Annotated in this window: 12 protein-coding genes and 1 riboswitch; of the genes, 10 read left to right on the plus strand and 2 right to left on the minus strand. The window is 71.6% G+C overall.

Annotated elements, in window-relative coordinates; translation table 11 throughout:
* Positions 1 to 15: 15 nt before the first annotated feature.
* Together R2B67_RS31430 and R2B67_RS31435 are read right to left on the minus strand one after the other, a co-directional pair.
* Positions 16 to 762 carry an SDR family oxidoreductase gene (locus tag R2B67_RS31430; protein WP_317822688.1) on the minus strand — a complete coding sequence of 249 codons (747 nt, stop codon included), beginning with the start codon at positions 760 to 762 and terminating at the stop codon, positions 16 to 18.
* A gap of 156 nt (positions 763 to 918) precedes the next feature.
* Positions 919 to 3288, minus strand: a complete 2370-nt coding sequence (locus R2B67_RS31435) for a chitinase C-terminal domain-containing protein (protein WP_317822689.1) — start codon at positions 3286 to 3288, stop codon at positions 919 to 921.
* A 301-nt stretch (positions 3289 to 3589) separates the two neighbouring features.
* Positions 3590 to 3720, plus strand: a riboswitch (FMN riboswitch).
* A 160-nt stretch (positions 3721 to 3880) separates the two neighbouring features.
* Here R2B67_RS31435 and ribD point away from each other — a divergent pair.
* The 10 genes from ribD (at position 3881) to R2B67_RS31485 (ending at position 12577) form a co-directional block, all read left to right on the plus strand.
* Positions 3881 to 4981, plus strand: coding sequence for a bifunctional diaminohydroxyphosphoribosylaminopyrimidine deaminase/5-amino-6-(5-phosphoribosylamino)uracil reductase RibD (ribD, locus tag R2B67_RS31440; protein ID WP_317822691.1), 1101 nt, complete (start codon positions 3881 to 3883; stop codon positions 4979 to 4981).
* A complete protein-coding gene (locus tag R2B67_RS31445) occupies positions 4982 to 5662 on the plus strand; it encodes a riboflavin synthase (RefSeq protein ID WP_317822693.1) in 681 nt (226 codons plus the stop codon). It abuts the gene before it with no gap.
* Complete coding sequence (locus tag R2B67_RS31450; protein WP_237324903.1) at positions 5659 to 6303, plus strand: nicotinamide mononucleotide transporter family protein; 645 nt, start codon at positions 5659 to 5661, stop codon at positions 6301 to 6303. Before R2B67_RS31445 ends, R2B67_RS31450 begins: the two co-directional genes overlap by 4 nt.
* On the plus strand, positions 6300 to 7604 hold the full coding sequence (locus R2B67_RS31455) for a bifunctional 3,4-dihydroxy-2-butanone-4-phosphate synthase/GTP cyclohydrolase II (RefSeq protein ID WP_317822710.1): 1305 nt from the start codon (positions 6300 to 6302) through the stop codon (positions 7602 to 7604). Before R2B67_RS31450 ends, R2B67_RS31455 begins: the two co-directional genes overlap by 4 nt.
* Positions 7605 to 7635: 31 nt before the next feature.
* On the plus strand, positions 7636 to 8121 hold the full coding sequence (gene ribH / locus R2B67_RS31460) for a 6,7-dimethyl-8-ribityllumazine synthase (RefSeq protein WP_018512495.1): 486 nt from the start codon (positions 7636 to 7638) through the stop codon (positions 8119 to 8121).
* 35 nt (positions 8122 to 8156) lie between these two features.
* The gene (locus R2B67_RS31465; protein ID WP_018490177.1) at positions 8157 to 8429 is read left to right on the plus strand and encodes a phosphoribosyl-ATP diphosphatase; all 273 of its coding nucleotides are present in this window, start codon (positions 8157 to 8159) and stop codon (positions 8427 to 8429) included.
* A 69-nt stretch (positions 8430 to 8498) separates the two neighbouring features.
* A complete protein-coding gene (gene hisG, locus R2B67_RS31470) occupies positions 8499 to 9347 on the plus strand; it encodes an ATP phosphoribosyltransferase (protein WP_018512496.1) in 849 nt (282 codons plus the stop codon).
* A gap of 83 nt (positions 9348 to 9430) precedes the next feature.
* Positions 9431 to 9892, plus strand: a complete 462-nt coding sequence (locus R2B67_RS31475) for a PH domain-containing protein (protein WP_018512497.1) — start codon at positions 9431 to 9433, stop codon at positions 9890 to 9892.
* A gap of 202 nt (positions 9893 to 10094) precedes the next feature.
* Positions 10095 to 11483, plus strand: a complete 1389-nt coding sequence (locus tag R2B67_RS31480; RefSeq protein WP_317822718.1) for a hemolysin family protein — start codon at positions 10095 to 10097, stop codon at positions 11481 to 11483.
* Positions 11480 to 12577, plus strand: coding sequence for a hemolysin family protein (locus tag R2B67_RS31485; RefSeq protein WP_317822720.1), 1098 nt, complete (start codon positions 11480 to 11482; stop codon positions 12575 to 12577). Before R2B67_RS31480 ends, R2B67_RS31485 begins: the two co-directional genes overlap by 4 nt.
* Positions 12578 to 12625: the final 48 nt, after the last annotated feature.

Below are 12625 nucleotides of genomic sequence, written 5' to 3' on the forward strand. Positions count from 1 at the left end.
CGGAGCTGTAGGTGGTCAGCCCGCCCGCCGGTGGCGCCGGGCCAGGAACTCCTCGAACGTCACCGTCCCCACCGCGTGCTCCGGGCTCAGATGGCCGCCGCTCCGGAACCCCGCGTACGCCTTCCCCGCCAGCCGCACCGGCACCACCCGCCGCCTGCGCCCCGTCGCCCGGAGGTAGGCCCCGGCGAGGGCGCTGAACTCCCGGACCTCGGGCCCGCCCAGGTCCGGCACCCGGCCCGCCGGAGCGCCGAGCGCGAGGGCCGCCAGGCGGTCGGCGACCTCGCCGCTGTCGACGGGCTGGACCGACACCCCGGCCGGCACCGGCAGCACGGGGAGCTTGGCCGCGCCGGAGACGACGGACAGGACCAGGTCGTGGAACTGCGTGGTCCGCTGGATGGTCGCGCCCACCCCGGAGTCCTCGATCATCCGCTCGACCCGGCGCTTGGCCGTGTAGTAGCCGAGCGGCACCCGGTCCACGCCCACGATCGAGATGTAGACCAGATGGGGGACCCCGGCCCGCCGCGCGGCCTCGATGAGGAAGCCCGCCGCCCGGTCGTCGCCGCCGCGCGGGGAGCTGGCGCAGTGCACGATCGTGTCCACCCCGTCGACCGCCGCGTCGAGCCCCTTGCCGTCCCGCAGATCGACGGCGTACGAGGGGGAGCGGCGGCTCAGACCACGGACGTCGGCCCCTTCGGTGCGCAGCCGTTCGGCGACCTGGCGGCCGAGCGTTCCGGTGGCGCCGGTGACCAGAATCGTCGTCATGGGGCCAGCCTGCCAGAGGCGGGATCCGGTCGCGGGGGGAACGTGTGAAGCCCCGGCGGTGGACGCCGGGGCTTCACGTGGGGTGCGGGGAGGTCACCGGGGCGGTGAGCTCACCCCCGTACGAGCAGGGGCGATGAGCTCACCCCCGTACCGGAGCTAGCAGGCGCCCTGGTCCTTCCAGACGCCCCACTCGCCGGTGGTGCCGGGCTTCTCGCCCTTCGTCCACCACGAGGCCTTCCACGTGCGGCCGTCCTGGCTGACGAGGGAGCCGCCGCCGTACTCGGTGGCCGCGTTCCACGCCGGGGCCGTGCAGGGGCCGCCCGGCTGCGTCGGGGTCGGGGTCGGAGTCGGCGTGGGGCCGGTCGGCGTCGGGGTCGGCGTCGGCGTCGGGTTCGTGCCGGTGCCGGGCTCGACCAGCTTGGTGCCGCGGGCCAGGTCACCGGCGAGGGAGTAGGACTTCCCGCCGAAGGTCACGGTCCAGTTGGACGGGGTGGAGGTCGGGAGGTAGTAGACGAAGTCCAGCTCCACCGAGGCGCCGGGGGCCACCGTCTGCCAGGCCGGGAGCTTCAGGGAGACCCGGTTGTAGGGGCCCTTGAGCCCGCCGATGTTGTTGGCGGCCGTGTGGTCGCTGCGGATGATCGACGTACCGAAGCCGGACTGGTCCTTGGCGTTGGCCGGGGCGGAGGTGGAGTAGTCGAACTGGAACTCCGTGCCGCCGGGCAGCGTGGCCTGGGTGCGGTTGGTGATCTTCAGCTTGGGGCTGATCGGGTAGTTGGAGTCACCGAGCGCGAACTGGTTGAAGGAGACGTCGATGTCGACGGCCTCGGTGGGCAGGGTGACCGTGGAGCGCTTCGCGCCGTACGGGGCCGCCGACTTGAAGGCGTCGTACATCGCGGTGGTCAGCGTGTTGCCGGTCTCGTACTGGCCCTTGGCGGCGTTCCACTGGTAGTCGCCCGCCAGCTCCCAGATCATCGTGCCGCCGATGCCCTTGTCGACCACGTAGTCGGCCTTGCGCTTCACCGACTGCTCGTCCTCCGTCGAGAGGAAGACCTTCTTCTGGGCGTTCCACAGCCACGGGGCGACCAGCGTGGAGTCGTACTTACGGACGTAGGTGCCGGTCAGCTGGGTGTTCGCGGGGAAGCCGTAGCTGGCGAGGTAGTCGCCGGCGATGCCCTTCTCCAGGTTCTTCGCGTGCCACATCGGGTTGGAACCGGCCGGCGATTCCTTGCCGTTGTCGTCCTTGTCGTGCCACAGGTTGTCGATGCCGACGGCGCCGTCACCGCACTTGGTCAGACCCGCGCCCGCCGGGCAGGTGGTGGTGGCCGCCTTGCCCCAGAGGCCGTCGGTGCCGCCCTGGACGTTCTTGAAGCCGCGGGTGTAGTACGGCAGGCCGATGTTGATGCGGCCGGCCGGCATCGAGCCGCGGAAGTAGTGGTAGGCCCAGTCGGTGTTGAGGTAGCCGACCCCGCCGTACTGCGAGGTGGTGTACACACCGGCCTGCGCCAGCTCGTTGTCCTTGCCGTCGTCGAACAGCTGGGCGTTCGGGCCGACGTACTCGTTCCAGGCGCCGTGCAGGTCGTAGGACATGATGTTGACGTAGTCCAGGTACTTCTGCATCTGGTACGTCTCCATGCCCCGCAGCAGGTAGCCGGAGGACGGGGCGGCGACGGTCAGCAGGTAGTGCTTGCCGTCGGCGGCGCCCGCGCGGTCGAGCTTCTCGCGCAGGGTCTTCATCAGGGCGTCGTAGCCCTTCACCAGGCCAGCGCGGCGGCCGTTGGCCAGCGTGTGGTCCATGGGGTTGCCCGCGTCCTTCATGGACGTCGCGTACTCGTAGTCGATGTCGACGCCGTTGAAGCCGTACTTCTTGATGAAGGCGACGGCCGAGTCGGCGAAGGTGTTGATGCCGGTCTGGTTGACCGAGCCGTCGGCGTTGGTGGCCATCGAGTAGAAGCCGCCGGAGTTGACGCGCTTGCCGTCCGGGCCGAAGTAGCCGCCGGTCTCGGCCCAGCCGCCCACGGAGACCAGGGTCTTCACGTCGGGGTGCAGCTTCTTGTACTTGGTCAGCAGGTTGAAGTGACCCTTGTACGGGAGCGTCGGGTCCATCTCCGCGCCCGCCACGCCGGGCCAGGTCATCCCGGTGGAGGCGTTGTCGGCGCTGTCGGGGCCGACCGAGAGCTTGTTGGAGCTGTCGACGTGTGCGAAGGCGTAGTTGAGGTGCGTGACCTTGTCCCAGGGGATGTTGGGGACCAGGTAGGCGTCCTTGCCGTCCTTGCCGGTACGCCAGTTGGTGAAGTAGCCGATGACGCGGCGCTTGTGGTCGGCGCCCATCTTCTCGCGTCCTTCACCGTCGTAGACGGTGCAGTACGGGGTGTCGACGCCGGGCGTCTTGTACAGCCCGTCGGGTCGACAGGACTCGTGGTCGGTGGCGGCGGCCGACGGAGTGGCGGCGAGGGAGGTCATCAGCAGGCCGGCGACAGCGGCGCCGGCGGCGAGGAGCGTGGCTCTCGCTCGGGTGGGGGACAGCATGTGGACGTTCCTCCTGGGGAGGTCGGCAGAACACAACTGGCTAAGGGGGTGGGTCGTGTCGGGGTCCCGGTGTGCGCACACCGTGGGACCGAACCTCGGAGGTGACGCAGAGATTAAGAGGACTAGACCAGTGCGTCAATAGGTCTGGACCTTTAGCGCTCAACTTTCTGAATGACTACGTTGTCGCCCACTTGTCGGGTTTCCTCTGGGCGGGTTTGCGCCAGGTGTCCTGTGACCCAGCCCACAGCCCTCACTCGCATGGCCGAGGAGCGTCCGTGGCAGACTGGTTCCGTACCAGTAGCAGCGCACTCCGGGGTCGGTGCAATTCCGAACCGGCGGTTATAGTCCGCGACCCGTCCGCAGCCAGCGGCCGGTTGACCAGGTGAGATTCCTGGACCGACGGTTAAAGTCCGGATGGGAGGCAGTGCGCGGCGGTTCTTCATCGGTACGCCGCCGTAGGCGGACGCATGGCCGGGATTCGCCGGACCCCTGCGTCCCTTCTCGGGTTTTTCGGCGTTTCCCCTGGTGAGCCGCTTCATCTGTCGTCATCGACAGGCCCCGGAGTCCGTGCCCGAAGAGGCAGGAGGACCCGGTGGCCACCGCAGCCGACATCACCGCCATGGGCCGAGCCGTCATGCTCGCAGCCCGCGGTCTCGGCTCCACCAGCCCCAATCCGGTCGTCGGATGTGTGATCACCGACGCCTCCGGAGCCGTGGCCGGTGAAGGCTTCCACCAGCGCGCCGGGGGACCCCACGCCGAGGTCCACGCCCTGCGCGCGGCCGGCGAGCGGGCCCGGGGCGGCACCGCCTACGTCACCCTCGAACCCTGTAACCACACCGGCCGCACCGGCCCCTGCGCCCAGGCCCTCCTGGACGCCGGGATCAGCCGGGTCGTGTACGCGGTCGGCGACCCGAACCCGCAGGCCACCGGGGGTGCCGACACCCTGCGCGCGGCCGGGGTCCAGGTCGGGCAGGGCCTCCTCGCCGACCAGGCCGAGGCGGGCAACGCCGCCTGGCTCACCTCGGTGCGCCTGGGCCGCCCGTACGTCCTGTGGAAGTACGCCGCCACCCTCGACGGCCGCATCGCCGCCGCCGACACCACCAGCCGCTGGATCACCTCGCCCGAGGCCCGCGCCGACGTCCACCGGCTCCGTGCCGAGGCCGACGCGGTGATCGTGGGCTCGGGCACCGCCCGCGCCGACGACCCCCAGCTGGGCGTACGCGGCATCGACGGCGCCACCCAGCCCCTGCGCGTCGTCGTCGACACCGACGCCACGGCCGTCAAGCCCGGCGCCCGGGTCCTGGACGCCACCGCGCCCACCCTGATCGCGGTCGCCGACGACGCACCCGCCGACCACCTCCCGCAGGATGTCGTCCTGCGGCTGCCCCGCGCCGCCACCGGCCCCGGCCTGGACCTCGACGCCCTCCTCGCCGCGCTCCACGGGCGCGGCGTCCTCTCCGTACTCCTCGAAGGCGGCCCCACCCTCGCCGGAGCCTTCGTCGCCGCGGGAAAGGTCGACAAGGTCGTCGGCTATCTCGCCCCGGTCCTCCTCGGTGCGGGCCCCGCGGCCCTCGGCGACGCCGGAATCACCACCATCTCCCGCGCGTTGCGCCTCGATGTGACCGAGACGGTCCGCATCGGCCCCGATCTGCGCATCACCGCCGCCCCCGCCCCTGCTCGGAAGGGAAACTGAGTGTTCACCGGAATTGTCGAAGAACTGGGTGAGGTCACCGCCGTCGAGCCCCTGGCCGACGCCTCCCGCTTCCGGCTGCGCGGCCCCGTCGTCACCGACGGCGCGAAGCACGGCGACTCCATCGCGGTGAACGGCGTCTGCCTCACCGTCGTGGAGACCGGCGAGGGCGAGTTCACCGCCGATGTGATGGCCGAGACCCTCAAGCGCTCCAGCCTCGGCGCCCTCACCACCGGCTCCCGCGTCAACCTGGAGCGCCCGATGGCGCTCGGCGGCCGGCTCGGCGGGCACATCGTCCAGGGCCACGTGGACGGCACCGGCACCATCGTCGAACGCACCCCCTCCGAGCACTGGGAGATCGTCAAGGTCTCCCTGCCGACCGAGCTGACCCGGTACGTCGTCGAGAAGGGCTCCATCACCGTCGACGGTGTCAGCCTCACCGTCGTCGAGGCGGCGGCCGACTACTTCACCATCAGCCTCATCCCCACCACCCTCGCCCTGACCACGCTCGGCCACAAGCAGCCCGGCGACCCGGTCAACCTGGAGGTGGACGTGATCGCGAAGTACGTCGAGCGGCTGCTCGGGGACCGGTCCGGGTCCGTGCGGGACCCGCTGAGCGACCTTGCCGCCGGGCAGAGCCCGCTGCCGGGAAGTGACGAGGCCACCGGGCGGGACCCGCGATGAACGCCGTCTCCTGGCTCAACTCCGAGGCCTTCACCGTGTTCGGCCAGCACATCAAGTGGGCCGACATGATCGGCAACCTCATCGGCCTGGCCGCCCTGGCCCTCGGCTGGCGGCGCTCCATCTGGACCTGGCCCGCCCAGCTGCTCGCCGGCGCCATCCTCTTCACCGCCTTCGCCTCCGCGCACCTCTCCGGCAGCGCGGGCAAGCAGCTGGTCGTCATCGCCGTCGCCCTGTGGGGCTGGCAGGCCTGGAAGCGTGGCAAGCAGCAGGCCCAGGACGGCTCCCTCGCCGTCCGCTTCGCCACCTGGCGCGAGCGCGGCGTGCTGATCGGCGCCGCCGCCCTCGGCACCCTGGCCGTCGGCGGCCTGTTCACCCTGTTCCCGTCGCTCTCCTGGGACCCGTGGCCGGACGCGTACATCTTCGTCGGCACGATCGTCGCCATGTACGCCCAGGCCAAGGGCATGGTCGAGTTCTGGTTCGCCTGGCTCCTGGTCGACCTCGTCGGCGTCCCCCTGAACTTCGCCAACGGCTTCGCCTTCTCCGGCTTCGTCTACATCATCTACGGCGCCCTCGTCCTGTGGGGCATGCGCGACTGGTGGCTGCGCACGCGGACACCCGCTCTGGAAGGAGCCACGGCATGACTGCTCAGCCCACCTGGCTGCACCCCGGCCACGACCCGCTCGCCGAGGACCTCTCCCTGGACCCCGTCGAGCAGGCCATCCGTGACATCGCCGCCGGCCGGCCCGTCGTCGTCGTGGACGACGAGGACCGCGAGAACGAGGGCGACCTCGTCATCGCCGCCGAGATGGCGACCCCGGAGATCGTCGCCTTCATGATGAGCGAGTGCCGCGGCCTGATCTGCGCACCGATGGAGAGCGACGAGCTGGAGCGGCTCGAACTCCCGCAGATGGTCGTCGACAACACCGAGTCGATGCAGACCGCCTTCACCGTCTCCGTCGACGCCTCCGCCGCCCACGGCGTCACCACCGGCATCTCCGCCGCCGACCGCGCCACCACCCTGCGGATGCTCGCGGGCGGGGTCGCCGGACCCGGTGACTTCGTCCGCCCCGGCCACATCTTCCCGCTGCGCGCCCGCTCCGGCGGCGTCCTCGTCCGCAACGGCCACACCGAGGCCGCCGTCGACCTCGCCAAGCTCGCCGGACTCCGCCCGGCCGGAGCCATCGTGGAGATCGCGGGGGAGGACGGCACCATGCTGCGCCTGCCCGAGCTGGTCCCCTTCGCCCGCAAGCACGGCCTGACGATCATCTCCATCGAGGACCTGATCGCCTACCGCCGCAGCGCCGAGCCCACCGTCCGCCGCGAGGCCGCCACCCGGCTGCCCACCGCGTTCGGCGACTTCACCGCGTACGGCTACCGCTCCACCGTCGACGGCGTCGAGCACGTCGCCCTCGTCCACGGCGACGTCACGGAGAACGGCGGCGAGGACATCCTCGTCCGCATCCACTCCGAGTGCCTGACCGGCGACATCTTCCAGTCCGCCCGCTGCGACTGCGGCCCCCAGCTGCACGCCTCCATGCAGCGGATCACCGAGGAGGGCCGGGGCGTCGTCGTCTACCTCCGCGGCCACGAGGGGCGCGGCATCGGCCTGCTCTCCAAGCTGCGCGCGTACGAACTCCAGGAGCGCGGCGTCGACACCCTCGACGCCAACCTGGAGCTCGGCCTGCCCGCCGACGCCCGCGACTACGCGGCCGGCGCGCAGATCCTCAAGGACCTCGGCGTACGCAGCCTGCGGCTGATGACCAACAACCCCGACAAGACCGCGGCCGTCCTGCACCACGGGCTCGCCGTCACCGGCCGGGAACCGATGCCCGTCCAGGCCGGCGAGCACAATCTGCGGTACCTGCGCACCAAGCGCGACCGCATGGGCCACGACCTGCCCTGGCTGGACGGCGCCCCCGCGTCGCCCTGCGCCAACCAGTAACGCATACCCCGTATCCAGCAACAGGAGAACCATGAGCGGCAAGGGTGCCCCCGAACTGTCCGTACGCAACTGCGCCGACCTCCGGGTGGCCGTCATCGCGGCCCAGTGGCACGAGAAAGTCATGGACGGCCTCGTCGACGGCGCCCTGCGCGCCCTGCACGAGCTGGGCATCGACGAGCCGACGCTGCTCCGCGTCCCCGGCTCCTTCGAGCTGCCCGTCGTCGCCAAGGTGCTCGCCGGCCGTGGCTACGACGCGATCGTCGCCCTCGGCGTGATCATCCGAGGCGGCACCCCCCACTTCGAGTACGTGTCCCAGGGCGTCACCCTGGGCCTCACCCAGGTCACCGTCGACACCGGCGTCCCCGTCGGCTTCGGCGTACTGACGTGCGACACCGAGGAGCAGGCGCTCGACCGGGCGGGCATCGAGGGGTCCAACGAGGACAAGGGGCATGAAGCGGTCACCGCCGCCGTGGCCACCGCGGCCACGCTGCGGACCGTCAGCGAACCCTGGCGCTGAGTGCGCCCCGGCGACCCCGTATTCTGAGGACCATCATGGCGAACAAAACCTTCGAAGAGCTCTTCGCCGAGCTCCAGCTCAAGGCCGCCGAAGGCGACCCCTCCACCTCGCGCACCGCCGAACTGGTGGACAAGGGTGTGCATGCCATCGGCAAGAAGGTCGTCGAGGAGGCTGCCGAGGTCTGGATGGCCGCCGAGTACGAGGGCAAGGAGGCCGCTGCCGAGGAGATCTCGCAGCTGCTCTACCACGTCCAGGTGATGATGGTCGCGCGCGGGATCTCCCTCGACGACGTCTACGCCCATCTCTGAGCCCGGCCCGAGCACCGCACTTCCCCCAGTTCCCCCCCGTTCTCCCTCCGCACAAAGGAACCTGACCTCATGCTGCGCATCGCCGTCCCCAACAAGGGTGCACTCTCCGGCTCTGCGATGGCGATGCTCCATGAGGCGGGCTACCAGCAGCGCAAGGAGTCCAAGGAGCTCGTCCTGGTCGACCCGGAGAACGAGGTCGAGTTCTTCTACCTCCGCCCCCGGGACATCGCGATCTACGTCAGCTCCGGCAGGCTCGACATCGGCATCACCGGCCGCGATCTGCTGCTGGACTCGGCCGCCGACGCCGAGGAGATCCTCCAGCTCGGCTTCGCGCGCTCGACCTTCCGCTACGCCACCAAGCCCGGCACCGCCACGGGCCCGCAGGACTTCGACGGCATGACGATCGCCACCTCGTACGAGGGCATCGTCGCCGCCCACCTCAAGGAGTCCGGCGTCAAGGCGTCGATCGTCCACCTCGACGGTGCGGTCGAGACCGCCATCGAGCTGGGCGTCGCCCAGATCATCGCGGATGTCGTCGAGACCGGCACCAGCATGCGCAACGCCGGACTCGAAGTGATCGGCGACCCGATCATGACCTCCGAGGCCGTCGTCATCCGCCGCAACGGCGCCCCGACCGACGACCCCAAGGTCCAGCAGTTCCTGCGCCGCCTCCAGGGCGTCCTGGTCGCCCGGTCCTACGTGATGATGGACTACGACTGCCGCGTGGAGCACCTGGAGCGCGCCGTCGCCCTCACCCCGGGCCTGGAGTCGCCGACCATCTCCCCGCTGCACCACGAGGGCTGGGTCGCCGTCCGCTCCATGGTCGCCGCCAAGGAGGCGCAGCGGATCATGGACGACCTGTACGAGCTCGGCGCCCGCGCCATCCTCACCACGGCGATCCACGCCTGCCGCCTCTGAGCACCACGGCGATCCACGCCTGCCACCTCTGAGCGCCCGGCCACCGCACCCCCGGCCACCGCACGATCCGAGAGAAGACCCCGATGTCCGCGCCCCGGCCCGACGTTCCCGCCCTCCCGGTCACCTTCCGGCCCACCCTCACCCGGGTGGTCCTGCTGAGCGTGGGCCTCGCGATGTTCCTCGTCATCACGGTCATCGCCCTGATGCTGGAGCGGCTCAACCCGGGGGAGCGGATCACCTTCATCTTCGTCGCCGCGCTCTTCCTCGGCGTCCTGGCCCTGCTCAGCAGGCCCCGGGTCACCGCCGACGACACCGGGGTCACCGTCGTCAACATCACCCGGACCCGCAGGCTGGCCTGGGAGGAGATCCTCCGTGTCAACCTGCGGTCCGGCGACCCCTGGGTCTTCCTCGACCTCAGCGACGGCACCAGCATGCCCGCCCTCGGCATCCAGCCCGGCATGGCGAAGGAGCAGGCCATCCGCGACGCCCGCGCCCTGCGCGCCCTCACCGAGTCCCGCTCGGCCGCAGGCGACGACACCCCCTGACCGGCGGAGCACCCGCGCCGCGCGGGGCCCTGGTGTCTACTCTGGTGGGCGGCGGCGCCCCGTGCGCCCCGCCCCGCCCGTACCACCGGCCCCCCAGCGGGGCCCGCGGGGCCTTCCTGCGACCCAAGGAGTGACTCCCTCCAGCAATGGACGGATCGTCCGGTAATACCTGCGCCGCCCCTTCACCGGAGGCGGCGGCCTCATGACCACCCCTCTGCTGCTCCTCGCGGCGGCCTTCCTCCTCATCCTCGCCAACGGATTCTTCGTGGCAGCCGAGTTCGGGCTCGTCACCGTGGACCGGCCCGACGCCGAACGCGCGGCCGCCGAAGGCGACCGACGGGCCCGTACCGTCGTCGACGCCCTGCGTGAACTCTCCTTCCAGCTCTCCGGCACCCAGCTCGGCATCACCATCACCTCCCTGGTGGTGGGCATGCTCGCCGAACCGGCCCTCGCCCAGCTGCTCGCCGGACCCCTCACCGCCACCGGGCTGCCCGCGGGCGCGGTCCCCGGCGTCGGTGTCGTCATCGGGATGCTGCTCGCCTCCGCCGTCCAGATGGTCGTCGGCGAACTCGTCCCCAAGAACTGGGCGGTCTCCCGGCCGCTCCAGGTCGCCCGCTTCGTCGCCGGACCGCAGGCCCGCTTCGCCACCCTGCTGCGGCCCGTCATCACCGCGCTGAACGCCCTGGCCAACCGGCTGGTGCGGCTCTTCGGCGTCGAGCCCACCGACGAGCTGGCCTCCGCCCGCACCCCCGGCGAACTGGTCTCCCTGGCCCGTCACTCCGCCGAGGCCGGCACCCTGGAACAGGACACCGCCGACCTCTTCGTACGGACCCTGTCGCTGGCCGGGCTCACCGCCCAGCACGTCATGACCCCCCGGGTGAAGGTCAGCGCCCTGCACTCCTCCGCGACCGCCGAGGACGTCCTCAACCTCACCCGCGCCACCGGCCTCTCCCGCTTCCCGGTCTACCGGGACCGGATCGACGAGGTCGTCGGCATGGTCCACCTCAAGGACGCCCTCGCCGTCCCCGCCCACGAGCGGCTGCGCACCCCGGCCGGCCGGATCGCCGTCGCCCCGCTCCTGGTGCCCGGGACCCTGCCGGTGGAGCGGCTGCTGCGGCGGCTGCGCCACGAGCAGCCGATAGCCGTCGTGGTCGACGAGTACGGTGGTACCGCCGGGGTCGTCACCCTGGAGGACATCATCGAGGAGCTCGTCGGCGAGGTCCGCGACGAGCACGACGCGGTGGGCTCCGACCGCCCCGAAATCACCCCCGCCACCGGCGAGGACGGCCGCCCGGCCTGGGACGCCGAGGGCAGCTGCCGGGTCCACACCCTGAGCCGGGCGGGCCTGGAGCTGCCGGAGGGGCCGTACGAGACCGTCGCCGGGCTCGTCGCCGACCTGCTGGGCCGCATCCCCGCCCCCGGCGACCAGGCCGAACTCCCCGGCTGGCGGATCACCGTCCGCCAGGTCGGCCACAACCGCGCGGAGCGGGTCCGCCTCACCCGCACGGCCGGTGCGCTGCCGGAGCCGCCCGTACGACCCGGCCCGCAGCCGCGGAAGCCCGCACCCGCCCTGCTGGAGGCCGTGCGATGAGCCTGCTCCAACTCCTCTTCGCCGCCTTCCTCGTGCTGGCGAACGGCTTCTTCGTCGGCGCCGAGTTCGCCCTCGTCTCCGTCCGCCGCAGCCAGATCGAACCGCTGGCCGCCCAGGGATCGAGCCGGGCCCGGACCGTCCTGTACGGGCTGGAGAACCTGCCGCGGATGATGGCCGCCGCCCAGTTCGGCATCACCGTCTGCTCGCTCACCCTCGGGGCGGTCGCCGAACCGACCGTGGCCCGCCTCCTGGAGCCGGTCTTCCACCTGCTCCACCTCCCCGAAGAGCTCATCCACCCGCTGGGCTTCGCGCTGGCGCTCGCCCTCGTCGTCGCCCTGCACCTGGTCATCGGCGAGATGGTCCCGAAGAACCTCGCGATGGCCGCCCCGGAGCGCACCGCCCTCTGGCTGAGCCCCGGCCTCGTCGCCTTCGCCCGGCTCTGCCGGCCGGTCACCACCGCGCTGGGCGCCTGCGCCGACGCGGTGCTGCGGCTGTTCGGCGTCGAACCGAAGGACGAGGTGGAGGCCGTCTTCACCAGCGAGCAGCTCAACCGCCTGGTCGAGGACTCGGGCCAGGCCGGGCTGCTCGGCCCGGACGCCCAGGAACGCCTGGAGGACGCCCTGGTCCTGGGCAGCCGCCCGGTCACCGACGTCCTGCTGGAGCGGGGCGGTCTGGTCACCGTGGACCCGTCGGTGACCCCGCGCCGGGTCGAGGAGCTGACGGTGCGGACCGGCTTCTCCCGCTTCCCCGTCTGCGCGGAGGGCGGGCAAGGCCCCTTCATGGGCTACCTGCACGTCAAGGACGTCCTGGACCTGGAGGACGCCGACCGGGCGGTCCCGCAGCAGCTCTGGCGCCCGATGACCACCGTACGGGCCGAACTCCCGCTCGACGACGCCCTGACGGTCATGCGCCGCGCCGCGACGCACCTGGCCCAGGTCGCGGACGGCTCGGGCCGTATCCTCGGCCTGGTGGCGATGGAGGACGTCCTGGAGACGCTGGTGGGCGAGGTCCGCGACCCGGCCCACCGGGTGGTGCCGGTTCCGCTGCGCACGGTGGACGCCGCGGGGCCGGAGGACCGGGCGCTGGTTTCTTGAGGGGTACGGGTTCGGGCCGGCCCGGAAGTCTCGGGCCGGCCCGAACCC

This window comes from Streptomyces cyaneofuscatus, assembly GCF_033109485.1.
Lineage (GTDB): Bacteria > Actinomycetota > Actinomycetes > Streptomycetales > Streptomycetaceae > Streptomyces > Streptomyces cyaneofuscatus.

What these genes read in the sequence shown, in the direction of transcription:
- R2B67_RS31450 (WP_237324903.1), top strand. Translation starts at nt 5,659, where the DNA reads ATGAACGCCGTCTCCTGGCTCAACTCCGAGGCCTTCACCGTGTTCGGC.
- R2B67_RS31480 (WP_317822718.1), top strand. Translation starts at nt 10,095, where the DNA reads ATGACCACCCCTCTGCTGCTCCTCGCGGCGGCCTTCCTCCTCATCCTC.
- ribH (WP_018512495.1), top strand. Translation starts at nt 7,636, where the DNA reads ATGAGCGGCAAGGGTGCCCCCGAACTGTCCGTACGCAACTGCGCCGAC.
- R2B67_RS31475 (WP_018512497.1), top strand. Translation starts at nt 9,431, where the DNA reads ATGTCCGCGCCCCGGCCCGACGTTCCCGCCCTCCCGGTCACCTTCCGG.
- R2B67_RS31485 (WP_317822720.1), top strand. Translation starts at nt 11,480, where the DNA reads ATGAGCCTGCTCCAACTCCTCTTCGCCGCCTTCCTCGTGCTGGCGAAC.
- R2B67_RS31455 (WP_317822710.1), top strand. Translation starts at nt 6,300, where the DNA reads ATGACTGCTCAGCCCACCTGGCTGCACCCCGGCCACGACCCGCTCGCC.
- R2B67_RS31430 (WP_317822688.1), bottom strand. Translation starts at nt 762, where the DNA reads ATGACGACGATTCTGGTCACCGGCGCCACCGGAACGCTCGGCCGCCAG.
- hisG (WP_018512496.1), top strand. Translation starts at nt 8,499, where the DNA reads ATGCTGCGCATCGCCGTCCCCAACAAGGGTGCACTCTCCGGCTCTGCG.
- R2B67_RS31435 (WP_317822689.1), bottom strand. Translation starts at nt 3,288, where the DNA reads ATGCTGTCCCCCACCCGAGCGAGAGCCACGCTCCTCGCCGCCGGCGCC.
- R2B67_RS31465 (WP_018490177.1), top strand. Translation starts at nt 8,157, where the DNA reads ATGGCGAACAAAACCTTCGAAGAGCTCTTCGCCGAGCTCCAGCTCAAG.